Source organism: Pseudomonas fluorescens (assembly GCF_902497875.1).
Lineage (GTDB): Bacteria > Pseudomonadota > Gammaproteobacteria > Pseudomonadales > Pseudomonadaceae > Aquipseudomonas > Aquipseudomonas fluorescens_BR.
Genome location: NZ_CABVHY010000043.1, coordinates 1 through 17,610, shown reverse-complemented (window position 1 = coordinate 17,610; position 17,610 = coordinate 1). Strand labels below are relative to the sequence as shown.

16 protein-coding genes and 2 pseudogenes are annotated in these 17,610 nt (G+C 59.1%); 11 read left to right on the top strand and 7 right to left on the bottom strand.

Annotated elements, in window-relative coordinates; translation table 11 throughout:
- Window positions 1-802 precede the first annotated feature (802 nt).
- Together F8N85_RS30250 and F8N85_RS30245 are read left to right on the top strand one after the other, a co-directional pair.
- Window positions 803-1,927 carry an RHS repeat-associated core domain-containing protein gene (locus F8N85_RS30250; protein WP_150807115.1) on the top strand — a complete coding sequence of 375 codons (1,125 nt, stop codon included), beginning with the start codon at window positions 803-805 and terminating at the stop codon, window positions 1,925-1,927.
- Window positions 1,928-2,267: 340 nt separating this feature from the next.
- Window positions 2,268-3,059 (top strand): hypothetical protein, encoded by a 792-nt coding sequence (locus tag F8N85_RS30245; protein ID WP_150807114.1) that lies wholly within the window; start codon window positions 2,268-2,270, stop codon window positions 3,057-3,059.
- Between the two features lie 19 nt (window positions 3,060-3,078).
- Here the strand turns inward: F8N85_RS30245 and F8N85_RS34705 are convergent, their stop codons facing one another.
- Window positions 3,079-3,294, bottom strand: a complete 216-nt coding sequence (locus tag F8N85_RS34705; RefSeq protein WP_191636294.1) for a hypothetical protein — start codon at window positions 3,292-3,294, stop codon at window positions 3,079-3,081.
- A gap of 183 nt (window positions 3,295-3,477) precedes the next feature.
- Between F8N85_RS34705 and F8N85_RS30240 the strand changes: the two are divergent.
- Together F8N85_RS30240 and F8N85_RS30235 are read left to right on the top strand one after the other, a co-directional pair.
- Window positions 3,478-4,155 (top strand): annotated as a pseudogene (locus F8N85_RS30240) (haloacid dehalogenase-like hydrolase); the annotation flags it as partial.
- Window positions 4,156-4,267: 112 nt separating this feature from the next.
- A pseudogene (locus tag F8N85_RS30235) lies at window positions 4,268-4,719 on the top strand (hypothetical protein); the annotation flags it as partial.
- Window positions 4,720-4,831: 112 nt separating this feature from the next.
- Here the strand turns inward: F8N85_RS30235 and F8N85_RS30230 are convergent.
- Entirely contained in the window at window positions 4,832-5,503 is a 672-nt protein-coding gene (locus tag F8N85_RS30230) for a DUF3313 domain-containing protein (RefSeq protein ID WP_150807112.1), read from the bottom strand.
- Between the two features lie 217 nt (window positions 5,504-5,720).
- Between F8N85_RS30230 and F8N85_RS30225 the strand changes: the two genes are divergently transcribed.
- Complete coding sequence (locus F8N85_RS30225) at window positions 5,721-8,075, top strand: tetratricopeptide repeat protein (RefSeq protein WP_150807111.1); 2,355 nt, start codon at window positions 5,721-5,723, stop codon at window positions 8,073-8,075.
- 187 nt (window positions 8,076-8,262) lie between these two features.
- Here the strand turns inward: F8N85_RS30225 and F8N85_RS30220 are convergent, their stop codons facing one another.
- Together F8N85_RS30220 and F8N85_RS30215 are read right to left on the bottom strand one after the other, a co-directional pair.
- Window positions 8,263-8,757, bottom strand: a complete 495-nt coding sequence (locus F8N85_RS30220; protein WP_150807110.1) for a DUF934 domain-containing protein — start codon at window positions 8,755-8,757, stop codon at window positions 8,263-8,265.
- A complete protein-coding gene (locus F8N85_RS30215; protein WP_150807109.1) occupies window positions 8,754-10,427 on the bottom strand; it encodes a nitrite/sulfite reductase in 1,674 nt (557 codons plus the stop codon). Before F8N85_RS30215 ends, F8N85_RS30220 begins: the two co-directional genes overlap by 4 nt.
- Before the next feature lie 268 nt (window positions 10,428-10,695).
- On the opposite strand from F8N85_RS30215, the gene ccoN reads away from it, so the two are divergent.
- Together ccoN and F8N85_RS30200 are read left to right on the top strand one after the other, a co-directional pair.
- On the top strand, window positions 10,696-12,123 hold the full coding sequence (gene ccoN, locus F8N85_RS30205) for a cytochrome-c oxidase, cbb3-type subunit I (RefSeq protein ID WP_150807108.1): 1,428 nt from the start codon (window positions 10,696-10,698) through the stop codon (window positions 12,121-12,123).
- Window positions 12,124-12,182: 59 nt separating this feature from the next.
- Window positions 12,183-12,404 (top strand): cbb3-type cytochrome c oxidase subunit 3, encoded by a 222-nt coding sequence (locus F8N85_RS30200; RefSeq protein ID WP_150807107.1) that lies wholly within the window; start codon window positions 12,183-12,185, stop codon window positions 12,402-12,404.
- A 186-nt stretch (window positions 12,405-12,590) separates the two neighbouring features.
- On the opposite strand, the gene F8N85_RS30195 is transcribed toward F8N85_RS30200, so the two are convergent.
- Window positions 12,591-13,085 (bottom strand): hypothetical protein, encoded by a 495-nt coding sequence (locus F8N85_RS30195; RefSeq protein WP_150807106.1) that lies wholly within the window; start codon window positions 13,083-13,085, stop codon window positions 12,591-12,593.
- A gap of 216 nt (window positions 13,086-13,301) precedes the next feature.
- On the opposite strand from F8N85_RS30195, the gene F8N85_RS30190 reads away from it, so the two are divergent.
- Window positions 13,302-13,994, top strand: a complete 693-nt coding sequence (locus F8N85_RS30190) for an aspartate/glutamate racemase family protein (protein ID WP_150807105.1) — start codon at window positions 13,302-13,304, stop codon at window positions 13,992-13,994.
- 1 nt (window position 13,995) lies between these two features.
- Here F8N85_RS30190 and F8N85_RS30185 read toward each other — a convergent pair whose 3' ends face one another.
- Window positions 13,996-14,517 carry a GNAT family N-acetyltransferase gene (locus F8N85_RS30185; protein WP_150807104.1) on the bottom strand — a complete coding sequence of 174 codons (522 nt, stop codon included), beginning with the start codon at window positions 14,515-14,517 and terminating at the stop codon, window positions 13,996-13,998.
- Between the two features lie 199 nt (window positions 14,518-14,716).
- Window positions 14,717-15,157, bottom strand: coding sequence for a carboxymuconolactone decarboxylase family protein (locus F8N85_RS30180; RefSeq protein WP_150807103.1), 441 nt, complete (start codon window positions 15,155-15,157; stop codon window positions 14,717-14,719).
- A 169-nt stretch (window positions 15,158-15,326) separates the two neighbouring features.
- Here F8N85_RS30180 and F8N85_RS30175 point away from each other — a divergent pair, with 169 nt between their 5' ends.
- The 3 genes from F8N85_RS30175 to F8N85_RS30165 form a co-directional block, all read left to right on the top strand.
- On the top strand, window positions 15,327-16,760 hold the full coding sequence (locus F8N85_RS30175; RefSeq protein WP_150807102.1) for a PLP-dependent aminotransferase family protein: 1,434 nt from the start codon (window positions 15,327-15,329) through the stop codon (window positions 16,758-16,760).
- A 101-nt stretch (window positions 16,761-16,861) separates the two neighbouring features.
- Window positions 16,862-17,143, top strand: a complete 282-nt coding sequence (locus tag F8N85_RS30170; RefSeq protein WP_150802929.1) for a putative quinol monooxygenase — start codon at window positions 16,862-16,864, stop codon at window positions 17,141-17,143.
- Between the two features lie 61 nt (window positions 17,144-17,204).
- Window positions 17,205-17,610 (top strand): cupin domain-containing protein (locus tag F8N85_RS30165; protein WP_150807101.1); only part of this gene is annotated, 406 nt, incomplete at its 3' end.

Here is a 17,610-nt window from a genome sequence, read left to right as displayed (position 1 = left end):
ATAATCGGAGGGGTGAAAACTTTAGGCGTCAGACTCCGCACAGATTCGGATCGACTGACTCACTAAATTCAAACGGCTCATTTCAATCAACTCATTCATCCGTATCAGCTCGATTATCCGAATCAACCAGTTCAATCAATTGGTTCGGACCCACCAGTTCTACTGATACAGCATCAACGTCCTCAGGACGAGGATCGATCTCTGTAGATTCAAATTGGTCTGGCTCGGGCAGGCGCGCCAACGTTGAGTGGGGATCCAACGAATCACTAAGTTCAGTGTCCTCATACCCTTCGGGATCAGCTCCTCGGGGGACTTTCGTGGACACTTTATTGACGCTGGATGCTCAAGGAAACGTTTCATCTCGTCCTGACCTCGTATCTACCCAAACCTCGCGGATCAGGGGCACATCCAGTCGGTACCTTTGAATAAGGGCCTTTTTCCAGACTGGTGGCGCGAACCACACGCTCATCGCTGCTGGCGAAGCCAAGATCAGTATCGTTTTTTGAGGATTGGCATGGGCGTTTCTCGAGTTTGAACGCACGACTGAGCGCGTAGCGCTCGTACATCCGGCGCATGCGATTTAGAGGATGGATTAACTCTCTGCAGGAGGGCGCAGCCTGCAATTTTTTTATCTGCAACACCGCCCAAGCCAAACCCGCCACGAAGCGCGCTCTTATGGTTAATCCAGCGCTCCGGGACCGAACCCCAACCTGCGCTACCTAGCAGATCTGCTAGTAGACAGCCTCGGCACCAACGACGAACCTGAACACCCTGCCCCAAAGGATCCACAGGAGTTCGTCCCATGCCTTCCAGCCGCGAAATCGTCCTCTGCCGCTACCGCTACGACCCGCTGGACCGACTTGCCTCTAGTACACCCTTGTCGGCCGCCGAGCTTCAACGCTTTTACTGCAAAAGCCGTTTGGCTACGGAAATTCAGGGCCAGGTAAACCACTCGATTTTCCAACACGACGACCAGCTCCTGGCGCAACAACAGAGCGGTGGAAATACGGCGGAGACCACATTGTTGGCCTCCGACCAGCAGCGCTCGGTGCTCCATACACTCAGCGCGAGTCCGCCCCAACCCATCGCCTATTCCCCCTACGGCCATCACCCCGCCGACAGTGGTTTGCTGAGCCTGCTGGGATTCAACGGCGAACGGCGGGATCCGGTGACCGGGCATTACTTGTTAGGTAATGGCTATCGGGCGTTTAATCCGGTGTTGATGCGGTTTAACAGTCCGGACAGTTGGAGTCCGTTTGGGGATGGCGGTTTGAATGTGCATGCATATTGTTTAGGAGACCCGATTAACAGACAGGATCCAACGGGACATATTTCTGGATTTTTGTTGGTTCACTTTCAAAAGTATTGGGCAAGAGCGGCTTCAGCAATTTCAAAAAATAGTAGTGCCGCATTACCGGTCACCGCAATAGCCAATAAAAACCGCTCTATTGAGGTTTTTGATAAAATAGTCAAGCGTATTGGCGAATCAGCCCGAGGCAGAGAAAAGTACCTAATGGAAGAATCGGCGAAGCTATCGCAAAGCAATAAACTTATATACCAACTGGATCGCGGTAGGCTGCGAAGCGCTGAAGAAACCACTAAACGTTTTAAATTCTATAATAAACATAGGGACTTTTTCAACTTCAAGGATGGCTTACCTCAAAATGGACAACGTTTACTTATAAACAACGGTCCAGACGTTTACCTGTACACGGATCAGTTCAATACGTCGATTGGTTATTATCTCTATAAAATGAAAGCATCATCTGGACCCAAGCTGGAAAGAGTCACCGCCAGGTTGCGCGCCAGTGTAATTATTCGCGATGAGCATATCGTCATGAATACACTACGTTTGGAAGGCGGCAGTATCCGCGGACCGCAAGGCAGAACACCCGCCGGATCACCTGGCAGACGCCCTAGTATGTAAGTCGTTTCTCAGCCTTACTACGCGCTTCGTAGCAGCTGGCGAAGCCTGCGTTCGATTGCGCAGCAATCGCAATAGGGTGGACCGTATGTTTGCAGGAAAAATGCGTTCGCCGGTTTTACGACCGCTACGCGGCCGAACGCAGCCTTCGGCAGCTGCTACGGGGAACTCACATCCCGCGAACCCATGCACAAAAACCAACGAGTCATCCCTTCCGACTGGCTAACCCGCCGTTCCCTGCTAGCTTAATCTGAAGCGCCCTACAGACTTGCCCGAGCGAGCAGTCATCAATCCGCCACCCAGTGCCGAGTCGTCCACTGAGCCAGGAAGGAACCGGGGAATCATGTCGATCAAACACTACGCGCCCGCCATGCTAATGGCTGCAGCCTTGTCGTCGGCGTTTTGTGCCATGGCCGACAACGTCGAGATCGCCAACAAAAGCAACAACCCGCTGAACTTCGAGCCCGGAATGAATCTGCAGGATTACTACACCCCGAGGTACTACGACACCAATATTCATACCAACGACCTGCTGGTGCGCGGCACCTTGCCGATAGCGCCCAACGACTACATCGGGGTCCCGCAGTTGCTGCGCGCCACCGCGCCGATCAGCACCCACCCCGACCCAAATGGCGGCTACAGCACCGGCGAAGGTGATCTGAACCTGTTTGATATCTTTCTGCTCAAGACCGATGGCGTGCAGCTGGGCATCGGCCCGCAGATCACCCTTCCAATTGCCGATCAGGACGAACTCGGTACCGGCAAATGGCAGGCCGGCCTGGCGGCCATCGCCATCGACACCTCCCCCCGCGGTTTGCTCGGTGCGCTGGTGCAGTACCAAAGCTCGTTTGCCGGCGACAGCGACCGTGCGCATGTTGAAACGGCGACCCTGCAGCCGTTCATCATTCACAACCTGGACAAGGGTTGGTACCTGCGCTCCACCGGCATCTGGACCTTCGACCTGAAAAACGATACCCACTACATCCCCCTGGGTTTCGGTGCCGGCAAGGTCTGGAAGGACCGCGACAATATCCTCAACGCCTTTATCGAACCGCAATGGACAGTGGAACGCAAAGGCGATGGTCAGCCGCAATTCACGCTGTTTGCCGGACTTAACGTCACCTTCGGAAAATAAGGAAATCTCAATGAATGGGTTACTTCGCGCCACCGGTTTCAGCCTGTTTGTACTGTTCGCCAGTTGTGGTGTGGGTGCTCAGACCCAAGCCCAGTCTCTGGCAACGCATCCAGACCCACTGGCCTCCTACGCCCAATAACAGGTTGAGTTTCACGACAAGCCCGGTGCCCTGAGCGGCGACTTGATGGTGTTCGAAAGACGGGGAAAACCGCCCGGAGGGCAATGGTGTCAGCATCAAGCTGACACCGGCGTTTTTCAAGGAGAGACCAGCGATGACCACGGCGCAGCAGATTGCGCAGGCGCTACAGCAACTCAAACATTCATTGACTACGCTGCATCGTCAGATACCACGCCCGGCTCAGCCCCCTCGACAAACCGCTTTGCAACCCCTCAATCCCGGTCACGAGAAGGACTTCCCATGACGAACCTGATATCGATTCGCCAACGCCACGGGCTCACGCTGTTACTGGCCCTGATCCTGCAACTGCCGTTGCTGGTGCAGGCCACTGAACCCCTGCCCTCGTGGAACGACGGCCCGGCGAAAAAAAGCATCGTCGAGTTTGTCCGGGCCGTGGCCACCCCGAGCACCAGGGACTACGTGAAACCCTCCGAGCGCATCGCCGTATTCGGTAACGACGGGACCCTCTGGACCGAGCAACCCACCTACTTCCAGGTGCTGTTCGCTTTCGATGAAATCAAACGCCTGACCCCGCAGCATCCAGAGTGGAAGACCGAGCAACCGTTCAAGGCGGTACTGGAAAACGGTCACAAGGGCCTCGGTGAAAGCGGCATGGACGACTTGTTGAAAATCGTCGGCGCGACCCGCACCGGGATCACCACCGAAGCCTTCATGGATAACGCGAAAACCTGGCTGAGCCGGGCTCGTCATCCGAGAACCGGCAAGCCTTATACCGAGATGATCTACCAGCCGATGCTGGAGATGCTCGACTACCTGCGCAGCCAGGACTTCAGGACCTACATCGTCAGCGGTGGCGATACCACGTTCATGCGCGCCTTTGCCAAAGTGGTCTTCTATGGCGTGCCGCCGAAACAGGTGATCGGTACACGTGCAATGACCCGCAACGCAATGCAGGACCGCAATATACGTTGGTCGCTTCGACGTGACTCAAGCAGGCAAAAGACGCAGCGACCACGCCGTTCCGCAACGAGAAGAACTCCAACGGGAAGGCGCTTATCGGGTGTCGGCGGCCTTGCTGCCATTGTTGATTCACAATGGTGAGCCACGGTCGACCCTGGTGATCGGCTTCGGCACCGGCATCACCGCCGGCGCCCTACTGCATTGGAACATCGGGTGGTCGCCGAATTGCTGCCGGCCGTGGTCAAGGCCGCGCCATTGTTCAAAGGCAACTTCAACGCCGCCGCCGGGGTGGTCAATCTGTACTCGCGCGACTTCTACCAGCTCGCTGCCAAACGCCTGGAGAAACACGGCCTGGTCGCCCAATGGCTGCCGCCACTCATACTCAACGCCGACACAGCCTTCATCGAGCGCATGAACACCCACCGGCAACGCCTGATGCAGTTCTACCGCGCCAGCCTGAACGCCTACGACGGCGACCGGGCGGCTTGGGGCCGGGACATTCGCGAAGTGATGCGCGGGGATGGGGGGAATCCGTATTACCGGTGGTTTGTCGGGGATTAAGGTTGAATCGGCCAGTTTTTTTGTTGACCGATAGATCGCCAGTTCAGCCCGCTCCCTGTAGGAGCGAGCTTGCTCGCGATCAGGTCTCCCATTAGGCAAGTGTTTAACGGCCCTACTCCGCCTTCAACTTCAAGTACGATTGATGTATGTCCGATGCCCAGCTATCGATGACGTTTTTCACATCGTCGGCCTTCATCACCTGTGATACGTTTTCCAGCGGCTTGCCAGTGCCTTTGCGCACTACCTGGGCCAGAACCTTGTTATTCCCGCCATCAAGAAACACCGCTTCGGAGCCCAGATCGGTTTCCTGGTCACGAATGCCGGTGGCCGTGCTGACCGCGGCGGCCACCAGGGCAATCGGGATCACTTCATAGGGTTTCAGGCCTTCGGTCTTGCTGCTGACGGCGGTAATAGCCGCGCGCACCACCATCACACCAGGGCCAGGACCGGTGGCCAGGGGCATCGATTTACTGATCTCACGCTTGAGCGCCTGATCATAATAGTTGGTAATCCCGGACAAGGTGCTCTGCGGAATTTTCACCGTCGGCTGGGGTTTTGGATAGAGCTGGGTCGGCTCGACGTAGACGCTGGTGTATTGGTTGATGTTGAGTTTTGGGTCAACCCAGCGCATCACTTCGACACCCGATGGAGACTTTGCCTCTTTGAGCTGGCTGTAGTCCTTGAGAAACCCCGAATACTCGTCAGGCTGGGGTACTTTGCTGGAACAGCCCACTACTCCGATGGAGGCAATGCACAGCGTGCTCATCATTAACGCAAGCTTCATTCTGTAACTCCTGTCAGCTAGCCGACAACGGTATTGGGTACGAGAATTGTAGGTATAGCCAAACCTCAGGAAATTGTTATGACAACAGCCGAATATTCATCTATGGCCTTGGGCAATTTCACAAAGGTCATTTGACAGGCACCCGCCATCGGGCAAAGCTGCACGGAGCTTAAACGCGGGCCTTAGAGGCCAATGCATCTGGACTATGGAAGTCGCAATGGCGAAGCATAAAAATAAAACTGCAAAACCCCAGCCTGATTCACCCGCCTCGCTCACTTCGCGTTATCTGTTCCCCGCCATCGCCGCCGTGCTGCTGTTGATCAGCCTGGGGCTGTGGTTTTTTCTGCACCACAGCAAACCGATGCCGCTGGCCTATGCCCCTGTCAACGCGCCGGTAGTGCAGCGAGCAAAGCCCCCAGTCGCACCTGCGCCACCAGCAAGCATGGTCGACGAACAGCAATGCCAGGGCTGCCACAGTGCTCAGGTAAAAGACTGGCAAGGCTCTCATCATCAATTGGCGATGCAGACCGCGAATGCGGACACCGTACTGGCCAATTTCAACGACGTGATCTTCAAGAACGAGAAAGAGACCAGTCGTTTCTTCCGTAAAGACGTTAGTTTTTGGGTTAATACCACCGGCAGCGATGGCAAGAATGCCGACTTCAAAATCGCCTACACCTTCGGCATCGCACCGTTGCAGCAATACCTGATCGAAGTCGGCGATGGCCGCTTGCAAGCCTTGGGTGTGGCCTGGGATACCGAGAAACAGCGCTGGTTTCACCTGTATCCGGGCCAGGGGGTGAACTTCAAGAACCCGCTGCACTGGAGCAAGCCCAGCCAGAACGCCAACTTCATGTGCGTCGAGTGCCATACCACCGGCTACCAGCGCAACTTTGACGCGGCCAGCAACAGCTTCGCCAGCCAATGGAACAGCCTCGGCGTCGGCTGCCAGGCCTGCCACGGCCCGGCATCGAACCATCTCGAATGGGCGGCGAAAAAAGGTGACCTGATTCATGCCGGTTTTGCCGTCGACCTCAACGCCAGAGACGCCACCACCGAGATCGAAACCTGTGCCCGCTGTCATGCCCGTCGCGCTCCGTTGGACGACGGTTACACCGTCGGCAAACGCTTGATGGATGATTACCTGCCTAGCGTGCTGACCCGCGAGCTGTATGCGCTGGACGGCAAGATCAAAGATGAAGTGTTCGAACACGGCTCCTTCGCGCAAAGCAAAATGTTCGACAAGGGGGTGCGTTGCAGCAACTGCCACAACCCTCACAGCACCGAACTGAAAGCCCCGGGCAACGGCGTTTGCCTGCAATGCCACAATAGCGCCGGCAAAACCTCGGTCGAGAGAGTCGACGGCAAAGGCCTGCAAGCGAAGAACTACGATTCTGCCGAGCACCATCGGCATCCAGCCGGCCAACCGGGCTCCCAGTGCGTGGATTGCCATATGCCGGGCAAGTTCTACATGGGCAATGACTTCAGGCATGACCACAGTTTCAGCATTCCCAACCCCGAGCGGGCGAAAAAACTCGGCACCCCGGACGCCTGCCTGACCTGCCATCAAGGCAAGGCTGGCGACCGAATCACCGAGCTATTCAAACGCTGGAGCGGCAGCCCGATCGCCCAAGCGCCGCGCTACGACGAGAGCCTGGGGCTGATTCGCGGGGGCCAAGCCGGGGCGGCGCAAGCCTTGTACGAGCAGTTGCAGCGCAACAACCTGCCAGCCATCCAGCGCGCGACCTTACTCGCCGAACTGCCGCTCTACCCCAGCGAACAGGCGTTGAAGCTGGCCAGCAAGGATTTGAGCAACCCGGCACCCCAGGTACGCGACAGTGCAATACGCGCCGTCAGCGCTTTCCTTCCACCCACAGAACGCACGCCGCTACTGGCACCACTGCTCAATGACCCGGTCCGCGCCGTGCGCATCGCCGCCGCCCGTGACCTGCTGAGCGCCGCCAACAGCGGTTTGGGCAGCGCCCAGCCCAGCTGGGACGCGGCCATCGCTGAATACGAAGCCGTGCAGTTGAACCTGCTCGAACGGGCCGAAGCCAATCTCAATCTGGCGATGCTTTATCAAGCCAGTGGCCGCGGTGACAAGGTCGAGCCGCAATTACGCGCGGCACTGTTGCGCGACCCGGACTTCTTCCCGGCACTGGTGACCCTGGTGCAATGGCTGGAAGCCAGTGGCCGCGGCAAGGAGGCTGAGGATCTGCTGGCCAAAGCGCTGCGTGAACACCCTGATGCGGCGCTGCTGCAACACACTCGGGGGCTGGCACTGATCCGCGCGGGCAAAGCCGCCCAGGCGATGCCCGCCTTGCGCAACGCCGCCCACCTTGAACCGCAGAACGCCCAGTATGGTTATGTGCTGGCAGTAGCCCTGCACGAGAGCGGGCAGATCGACGAAGCCTGCGACCTGCTGGAAAAAATGCTCAAGCTGCAACCGGCCAACCGCAATGCGCGCTTGTCGCTGATCCAGTACTACCTGGACAACGGCCAGGAATCGAAAGCCCAGGTATTGCTGCAAGGCTGGAAGAGACTGAATCCTGGGGATCCGGCGTTGAAATGAGGAATGGGAAATCAGTGACGATGGTCTGGTGGGTACTTGTGGCGAGGGAGCTTGCTCCCGCCGGCCGGTCCGCGCTCGGGCGCAGCAGACGCAAATTGGCTGACGCGTCATACCTGACAACACGCGGTTGCAGGTTTTAGGGCCGCTACGCGACCCAGCGGGAGCAAGCTCCCTCGCCACAGGCCTCCTAACGTCGGCGAAACAACGGCCGCGGCTCAATCACCGAACGTCCATACAACACGCTCATCCCCGCCAATCCCTTGAGCGCGTCCTCGGCGGATTTGTCTTCACGCACCGCAAAGGCGTCAAAACCGCATTGGCGCATGTGGCTGAGTTGGTCGCGCAGGACATCGCCAATCGCCCGCAACTCGCCCTGCCAGCCGACGCGGGTGCGCAACAGATAGGCCTGGCTGTAGGCGCGTCCGTCGCGAAAGCTCGGGAAGTCCAGGGCAATCAGCGGCAACAGATTCAACCACGGCTTGAGGCTTTCCACTTCGTCATCCGGGCTTAACCAGACCGCGTCATGAACTGGATTGTGGTCGATTCGGCGGGCTAGCCACAGCGCCAGCGGCAGGATCATCGGCCCCTCGGGCAGATCGGCATCCACTTCCCTGATCAAGGTCCAGCAATCGTCGTGGACCACCCGCGGCACGCCCTCTTGCAAACGCAGTAGGTTATTCATGCCGACACCTCCAGAACCTTCGGATAGACCCGTTCCTTGAAAGGCTCCAGGCCAATGCGTTGCAAGGTATCGACGAAGGACTCTTCGCTTTCGCGATAACGGACGAAAGTGGCTACGATGCCCTCGATCACGTCCGGCACCTCAGCAGCGCTGAACGACGGGCCGATGACCTTGCCCAAGGCACTGTTCTTGCCCTGAGAACCGCCGAGGGTGATCTGGTACCACTCGCTGCCGTTTTTGTCGACGCCAAGGATGCCGATATTGCCGATGTGGTGATGGCCGCAGGCGTTCATGCAGCCGGAGATATTGAGACTGATTTCCCCCAGGTCGTGCAGGTAATCCAGATCGTCGAAACGCGCCTGGATCGCCTGGGCGATGGGGATCGACTTGGCATTGGCCAAGGCGCAGAAGTCACCGCCGGGGCAGGCGATGATGTCGGTCAGCAAGCCGATATTGGCGCAGCCCAGGCCCTGTTCACAGGCCAGGCACCAGAGCGCATAAAGATCGGCCTTGGGCACATCCGGCAGGACGATGTTCTGTTCATGGGCGATGCGGATTTCGCCAAAGCCGAACTGCTCGGACCAGTCGGCAACGGCTTCCATTTGTTCCGCGGTGACGTCGCCCGGTGGAGCGCTGATGCCGGGTTTGGTCGAGAGCACCACGCTGCTGTAGCCCGGTATTTTATGCGGCTGCACGTTGCGCGACACCCAGCGGGCGAAGGCCGGGTTTTCGCTCAGACGGGTGCCGAAATCCAGATCGGCATCCGTCAGGAGGCGATAAGCCGGTGGCACGAAAGCACTGGCCACACGCTCGTACTCGACGTCGGTCAACTGTGCCGGGCCGTCCTTGAGGTGCTCCCACTCTTCTTCCACTTCCTCGGCAAAGGCTTCAATGCCCAAGGCCTTGACCAGAATCTTGATCCGCGCCTTGTACTTGTTGTCGCGTCGGCCATGGCGGTTGTAGACCCGCAATACGGCCTCGACATAGGACAGCAGGTGCTGCCAGGGCAGGCCTTCGCGAATCTGCAAACCGAGGATCGGTGTGCGCCCCAGCCCACCACCGACTATCACCCGCAAGCGCATTTGTTCGTCAGCGTCGCGATAAAGATACAGGCCGATGTCATGCATCATGATCGCCGCCCGGTCCTGCTCCGCCGAGCAGATGGCGATCTTGAACTTGCGTGGCAGGAACAGGAATTCCGGATTGATGGTCGACCACTGCCGCAGGATCTCCGCCAGGGGCCGCGGGTCGAGCAACTCGTCGGCGGCGACCCCGGCAAAGGCTTCGGTGGTGATATTACGCACGCAGTTGCCGGAGGTCTGGATCGCGTGCATTTCCACTTCCGCCAGGCGTTCGAGAATCGAAGGCACCCGGGCCAGTTCGATCCAGTTGAACTGCATGTTCTGCCGGGTGGTGAAGTGACCGTAGCCGCGATCGTAATCCCGGGCGATGCTCGCCAGGGTACGCAGCTGCCGGGCACCGAGGGTGCCGTAAGGGATCGCAACCCGCAGCATGTAGGCGTGCTTTTGCATATACAGACCGTTTTGCAGGCGTAGCGGCAGGAATTCTTCCTCGCTCAACTCACCGCCCATGAAACGTTCGACCTGATCGCGAAACTGCGCGACCCGCTCAAAGACCAGGGCACGGTCATAGTCATCGTAATGGTACATGTCGCTACCTCATCATCAGGGCTGACCGCGCTCTATCGGCTGGTTCCGGGGAAACGACTATGCACCTGCAGCTCAGTACGTTACAGATTCAGGTAAACGCTAAAAAACCATATCAGTGCCACGCTGGGCACCGCTGGCATGCTGTTTAATCTGATCCGCATTAATGCAGTTTTTCTGAGTCTGTTTTGTTTGGTCCAGCCTTTCTACAGTTCACTGCATGCCAGACCGGGTGGCCTGGCAAGACTTTGCAACCGTGGAAGATTTGACCATGAGCACAGCAGCAACCGGACAAGCCTATAACTACAAGGTCGTCCGCCAATTCGTCGTGGCAACAGTGGTATGGGGCATTATCGGCATGGCGATGGGCGTATGGATCGCCTCGCAGCTGGTCTGGCCGCAATTGAACCTGGACCTGCCGTGGACCACCTTCGGCCGCTTGCGCCCGCTGCATACCAGCCTGGTGATTTTCGGCTTTGCCGGCAGCGCACAATTCGCCGCCAGCTATTACGCGGTACAACGCACCTGCCAGGTGCGGTTGTATTCCGACAAACTGGCGGCCTTCACCTTCTGGGGCTGGCAGTCGGTGATCACGATCATGCTGATCACCCTGCCGCTGGGCTACACCACCACCAAGGAATACGCCGAGATCGAATTCTCCGGGGCGGTGTGGATGACGGTGGTCTGGGTCGCCTACGCGATTGTGTTCTTCACCACCGTGGTGCAGCGCAAGACCAAGCATATCTACGTGGGTAACTGGTTTTTCGGTGCGTTCATCGTGGTGATCGCCATGCTGCACGTGGTCAATCACCTCTCGATTCCGGTGGACTGGTTCAAGTCTTACCCGGTGTATTCCGGGGCCACTGACGCCATGGTCCAGTGGTGGTACGGGCACAACGCGGTGGGCTTCTTCCTGACCACCGGTTTCCTCGGGATGATGTATTACTTCGTCCCCAAACAGGCCAACCGGCCGGTGTATTCCTACCGCTTGTCGATCGTGCACTTCTGGGCGCTGATCACCCTGTACATCTGGGCCGGCCCGCACCACTTGCACTACACCGCGCTGCCGGACTGGGCGCAATCGCTGGGCATGGCGATGTCGTTGATCCTGCTGGCGCCGAGCTGGGGCGGGATGATCAACGGCATGATGACCCTGTCCGGTGCCTGGCATAAATTGCGCACCGACCCGATCCTGCGCTTTCTGGTGCTGTCGCTGGCGTTCTACGGCATGTCGACCTTCGAAGGACCGATGATGGCGATCAAAACCGTGAACGCCCTCTCCCACTACACCGACTGGACCATCGGCCACGTACACGCCGGCGCTCTGGGTTGGGTGGCGATGATCACCTTCGGCTCGCTGTATCACATGATCCCGAAAGTCTTCGGCCGCGAGCAGATGCACAGCATCGCGCTGATCAACCTGCACTTCTGGCTGGCGACCATTGGCACCGTGCTATACATCGCCGCATTGTGGGTCAACGGCATCACCCAGGGCCTGATGTGGCGGGCGATCAACGACGACGGCACGCTGACCTACTCGTTCGTCGAGGCCCTGGAGGCCAGCCATCCGGGGTTTGTGGTGCGCTTTGTCGGCGGCGTGTTCTTCCTCAGCGGCATGCTGTTGATGGCCTATAACACCTGGCGCACGGTGCGGGTCGCGGACCTGAAAATGGCTGAAAGTGAAGCGCAGATTGCTTGATTCCAACACTGACGCAAGCCTCCACGGCTTGCGTCCTTCCTGTCAGAGAGAAGCTTGTCATGATCGAAATCGGCCTGAACCTGCTGGCGGTAGCGTGCCTGTATTTCTCGGTGGAATACTGCTTGAGGAACCAGTCGGCCCAAACCCTGGACGACGCCAGCCTGATCCCGTTTGCGGATGACCCGGAGGTGGCGCGCCGGGTGGAGTTGGCGACGGGCAAGACCATCAGGGCCGTGGCGCCTGAGGTGGCGAAGGTTGGTTGGGGGAATGTGGAAGTCTGAAGTAAGGCCGCGATCCTGTTGCGAGGGGGCTTGTCGGAACGCCGCATCGCCCCGTTCGCCTGTGTAGCAGTCGTAAATTCCGCAACCGGGTTTTGTCGGATAGAACTCGATTTCAGGTTTTAGGACCGCTTCGCGCTCCAGCGGGGGCAAGGCCCCTCGCCACATAAGCTCGTGCCTACAGGTAAATTACCCACGCTCTCGCGGAATCAGGCTCTGCAACTGCTGCGCCAGGAAGTCCGCATCGAAGGCAAAGGTATCCGGGTCTTTCAGACCGTTGGTCTTGCGCCACTGCCAGTCGCTCGACGGTGGCTGGCACACCAGCGAAATACTGCCATAACGCGCGGCCGTCAGGCCCATCACCGCCAGTGAGATCAAACCACCAGCACCCATCACGTCGGGCACGAACTCCACCGGCTTGCCGGCGATCTGAATCGTCAGTTTCTCGGTTTTGAAGGGTGAGGTTTCGACGGCAACGCTCGGGCCTGAGGCGACATAGGCTTCGCGGCTCACCTCAAGCAGGCTCGGACTTTTAACCGGTTCAAGCCACTGCTCGATCTGATCGAAGAGTTTGCCGATGCGCACCGCCCAATCGGCCGATTGGGTCTCGAAAACCTGCTTCTTGTGCGCTTCGCTTTCTGCGTAGTGGCGAAGCATCTCGCCCAGTTGCTTTACGTCGTCCATCGCGATGTTCCTTGGGTGAAGCATGACTGCAAGGTATTGATCATGGCAGATGCCGGCCAGCCACGTATGACTAAAAGCCGTTGCTCCGATGACTCACCAGCCCAGGGCAACAGCCGAGGATGGAATTGATTGGTAATCACGGGCACTGTAGATGGCTCACATTTTCCCTTCAGGCAATTATCTTCGATACAGAGTTGCCATCAACAGGAGAACAGCATGCGCACCATCGGCCTGATCGGCGGCATGAGCTGGGAGTCCAGCGCCGAGTATTACCGCATCATCAACCAACGGGTGCGTGATCGGTTGGGACCGCTGCGTTCGGCGAAACTATTGATGTACAGCGTCGATTTCGGGCCCATCGAACAGGCCCAGCATGCCGGGCGCTGGGACGATGCGGCGCTGATTCTGGTGGACGCCGCCCAACGACTGGAGGCCGGCGGTGCCGAGTGCGTGGTGCTCTGTACCAACACCATGCATTTGCTGGCGGAGCAGATTGAGGCGGCGATATCGGTACCTTTTTTGCACATTGCCGACCCGGCGGGACAGGCAGCGGTAGATGCCGGCGCCATGACTGTCGGCCTGCTTGGCACCGCATTCACCATGGAGCAGGACTTCCTCAAGCAGCGTCTCGGTGCGCAAGGGTTGAGTGTGTTGGTGCCTGAAGCCGCCGAGCGCGATGCGGTGCACCGGATCATTTACGACGAGTTGTGTGTCGGGGTGATCAGTGACCGCTCGCGGGAAACCTACCAACGGATCATCGAATCCCTGGCCGCTCGCGGTGCCCAGGCGATCATCCTCGGCTGCACTGAAATCTGTCTGCTGATCAAACCCGAACACAGCCTGCTGCCACTGCTTGACACCACCGAGCTGCATGCCCGGGCCGCAGTGGCATTTGCCCTGGGCGACTGACTCAGGAAGCCGAGCGTGTACGGCGCAAGCGCGCCATGCTCAGCGCGTCGACCAGGCCGCCGTCGCGAACCGCATAGTCGCGCAGCAGGCCTTCGGTCTCGAAGCCGAACTTGCGGTAGAGCCCGATGGCGGCTTCGTTGTCGGCGTAGACCGTAAGCTCGACCCGCTGCAGGTTCATCCAGTTGTCGGCGATATCCAGCGCCGCGGCGAGCAGTTTCGAGCCAACGCCCTTGCCCTGCCAGGCCACTGCGACGCCCATGCCGATATTGCCGCAATGACTGCGGCGGATCCGCGAAAACTGCTCCAGGCCGCAATTGCCGATCACCACGCCTTGATGCACGGCCACCAACTGCAACAGCCGTTCGTTGTCCGGGGCTATGCGTTTGCGCCAGACTTCGCTGGTCTGAAACGGCATTTGCAGCACCTGGCGGGCGACCGCGGGGTCGTTGTAGAGCGAAGTAATACCGTCGATATGGACTTCGCTGAAGCGTTCGATGGTAATCGTCGGATCGGTGGCGGGCATGGTGGTTCGTCCTTGAATGTCGAATGGACCGCCGAGTGTAAGGCCCTATGCAGGGGTGTGGCGAGGGGTCTCAAAAGACCGTCGAAGATCAAGATCAAAAGATCGTCCGAACGCGGCCCGAACCTGCGGCAGCTCCTACATGGATTGTGCAAGACCTGTGGGAGCGAGCTTGCTCGCGAAGGCGTCGGCTCAGGCGCCATCAATCACTGGGCTGCTGCCGAAACCCCACCGCCAACCGATTCCAGCAATTGATGGTGGCAACCGCCACGGTCAGGTCGACCATCTCGCGTTCGCTGAACTCGGCCTGCAGCGCCGTGTACAGCTCGTCCGGCACATTGGAAGTCGGCAGCAAGGTCACCGACTCACTCCAGGCCAGCGCGGCCTTTTCCCGCGCATTGAAAAACGGCGAGTCGCGCCACACGGCAATGGCGTACAGCCGACGCTCGGTTTCGCCCTGACGGCGGGCTTCGACAGAATGCATGTCGGTGCAGAACGAACATTGATTGAGCTGCGAGACGCGAATCTTGATCAGCTCCAGCAACGGCTTTTCAATCGATAGACCAAAGGTCGCCGCCTCGAGCATGAGGATCCCCTTGAGGGCTTGCGGCGAGGCCGTGTAGTAATCCAGGCGGGGTTCCATGGGCGTGACCTTTGACTGACATTCGATGACTCAAAGCCTACGACTCGAGGCCCCGACTCCCTATAGCCAATTGCCGGTTTTTTGCCAAGACCACCCGAGCGCCTTGATCTACACCAACAGCCTGGTTGCGAGTAATCTTGCACACGACCGACCGTCTTCAGGACTCTCCATGGAACTTCATGTCGTCATCAAAGGCCGCAAGGACCTGGCCGAGCAGCTGTACCAGCAACTGCGGGGAGCGATCGAATCCGGGCGACTGGCCGCCGGTGCACAGCTGCCGCCCAGCCGTCTGCTCGCCGAGCAACTGGGTGTCTCGCGCAAGACAGTCTCCGACACCTATGCACTGCTGACCTACGAAAACTTGCTGATCGGCAAGATCGGTCGTGGCACCTTCGTCAACGCGCGTGCCGCCAAGGTCGAGCGCAAGCAAAATGCAGCGGACCTGGCCTGTGCGCAGAGCCTGGAGCAGTGGCAGAACCTGCCGGCGAACTTGCGCCATCCGACCCTGGAAGGCACCTTGCGCTGCGAATTTATCGGCGGCGCGACCACCCGCAATCAATTCCCCCAGGAAGAATGGCGGCGTTGCACCCTGGACGCGTTGCGCCGGATCGCCCTGAGCGCAGGGTTTTACAGCCAACCGGAAGGCCTGCCGGCGCTACGCAGTGCCATTGCCGGGCATGTCGCGTTTTCCCGTGGAGTGGCCTGTCATGACGACGACGTCGTAGTCTGCAACGGTGCCCAGCAAGCCCTCGACCTGATCGCCCGGGTGGTAGTCGAACCGGGCAGCCTGGTCGCCATGGAGGACCCCGGCTACACCCCGGCGCGGCTGTTGTTCACCGCCCAGGGCGCGACGGTGGTCGGGGTTCCGGTGGACGCCGAAGGCATTCAGGTCGAGCTGATTCCCGACGGCACGCGGCTGATTTACGTCACTCCGTCGCACCAGTTTCCCCTCGGCATGCCGATGAGCCTGGCGCGCCGTGAGGCGCTGCTGGAACGCGCCCGAGTGCTGGGCGCGATCGTGATCGAGGATGACTACGACAGCGAATTCCGCTATGAGGGGCGGCCCACCGACTCCCTGCAAAGCATGGACACCCGCGGCGTCGTCGCTTACGTCGGGACCTTCTCGAAAACCCTGCTGCCGGAGTTGCGGCTCGGTTATGCGGTGTTGCCACCGGCGATCCGCAGCGCGGTGATCAAGGCCAAGCAATTGACCGACTGCCACACCTCGACCCTGCCGCAATGGGCGCTGGCCAAGTTCATTTCCGAGGGCTACCTGCTCAAGCACATCCGCCGTTGCCATACGGTCTACGCCAGTCGCCGGGAGCACATTCTCAAGCGCCTGCACGGCGATCTGGCGCCCTGGTTCGAGGTCGTGCCATCGATTGCCGGTTTCCATATGGCTGCGCTGTGCAAGGTGGCGGTGGATATCCCGTTGCTGATCGAGCTGGCGAAGAAAGTCGAAGTCGGGCTCTACCCGCTGGACAGCTTCTTCCACAACACGCCGGTCAAAAGCGGGCTGTTCATCGGTTTCGGGGCGATCGAGACCCTGGACATCGACCCTGCGCTGGACAAGGTCCGGGATATTCTCAAACAGATCGCCTGATTGGCTCAGTGGTTTTCCCGCGGATTGGATATTGGTGTTGAAAGAGCGCAGCCCTACTCTTCTTCTCACGAACTCCCAAGCCAGCAACAGGAGAACCCGCCATGCACAGCAGCGCGATCAACACCGTCCGGATCCAGGCCGTCCACGGCCGTTCAGATGAGCTCGGCCTGCACCTGGCGCGGATTGCCGAAGCGATCCGTGAAGCCCCGGGCTGCCTCGACTACACCGTGCAACCGTGCCCGGTCATCCCCGACCGGTGGATCGTCAGCGGCCACTGGCAGACCCGCCAGTTCATGGAGTCGCACTTCGCACTGCCAGCGCTGCAAGGGTTTATCGAGCTGATCGACAACCGTGTGGCCAGCCGTCTGGACTTCAATCACTGAGCCCATTGGCCTCCTGTTCTTTCCCGAGAATCACGCCTCCAACCATGCAAAGGTACCCATCATGAACTTCCCAACTTCGATCTTCGCCGGCCTGGCCATGCTGGCCTCCCTCAATTCCTTCGCCCACGACCCGGTCTACGGCAAGGAAAAACTCAATATCCTGCAGGAACATGCACTGACCAACGCACCGGGCAACAAAGCCATGATGCTCACCGTCGACTACGCCCCGGGCCAGGCCAGCGTGCCGCATATGCACCAAGGCTCGGCCATGGCCTATGTGCTGGAGGGTGAGGTCACCTCCCAGGTCAACGATGAAAAGGCGATCACCTACAAGGCCGGCGAATCCTGGTACGAAGCGGCCGGTTCCAAACACCCGGTCTCGGCCAACGCCAGCGCCACCAAACCGGCGAAGTTGCTGGTGTTCATATTGATGGGTGAGAAGGATGAAGTGCTGACGCCGTTGAAGA

Bases quoted from the DNA above. Each gene is read 5' to 3' on its own strand.
- F8N85_RS34705 (WP_191636294.1), bottom strand. From the start codon at position 3,294: ATGCTGACACCATTGCCCTCCGGGCGGTTTTCCCCGTCTTTCGAACAC.
- F8N85_RS30215 (WP_150807109.1), bottom strand. From the start codon at position 10,427: ATGTACCATTACGATGACTATGACCGTGCCCTGGTCTTTGAGCGGGTC.
- F8N85_RS30175 (WP_150807102.1), top strand. From the start codon at position 15,327: ATGGAACTTCATGTCGTCATCAAAGGCCGCAAGGACCTGGCCGAGCAG.
- F8N85_RS30190 (WP_150807105.1), top strand. From the start codon at position 13,302: ATGCGCACCATCGGCCTGATCGGCGGCATGAGCTGGGAGTCCAGCGCC.
- F8N85_RS30230 (WP_150807112.1), bottom strand. From the start codon at position 5,503: ATGAAGCTTGCGTTAATGATGAGCACGCTGTGCATTGCCTCCATCGGA.
- F8N85_RS30180 (WP_150807103.1), bottom strand. From the start codon at position 15,157: ATGGAACCCCGCCTGGATTACTACACGGCCTCGCCGCAAGCCCTCAAG.
- F8N85_RS30245 (WP_150807114.1), top strand. From the start codon at position 2,268: ATGTCGATCAAACACTACGCGCCCGCCATGCTAATGGCTGCAGCCTTG.
- F8N85_RS30170 (WP_150802929.1), top strand. From the start codon at position 16,862: ATGCACAGCAGCGCGATCAACACCGTCCGGATCCAGGCCGTCCACGGC.
- F8N85_RS30250 (WP_150807115.1), top strand. From the start codon at position 803: ATGCCTTCCAGCCGCGAAATCGTCCTCTGCCGCTACCGCTACGACCCG.
- F8N85_RS30225 (WP_150807111.1), top strand. From the start codon at position 5,721: ATGGCGAAGCATAAAAATAAAACTGCAAAACCCCAGCCTGATTCACCC.
- F8N85_RS30220 (WP_150807110.1), bottom strand. From the start codon at position 8,757: ATGAATAACCTACTGCGTTTGCAAGAGGGCGTGCCGCGGGTGGTCCAC.
- ccoN (WP_150807108.1), top strand. From the start codon at position 10,696: ATGAGCACAGCAGCAACCGGACAAGCCTATAACTACAAGGTCGTCCGC.
- F8N85_RS30185 (WP_150807104.1), bottom strand. From the start codon at position 14,517: ATGCCCGCCACCGATCCGACGATTACCATCGAACGCTTCAGCGAAGTC.
- F8N85_RS30200 (WP_150807107.1), top strand. From the start codon at position 12,183: ATGATCGAAATCGGCCTGAACCTGCTGGCGGTAGCGTGCCTGTATTTC.
- F8N85_RS30195 (WP_150807106.1), bottom strand. From the start codon at position 13,085: ATGGACGACGTAAAGCAACTGGGCGAGATGCTTCGCCACTACGCAGAA.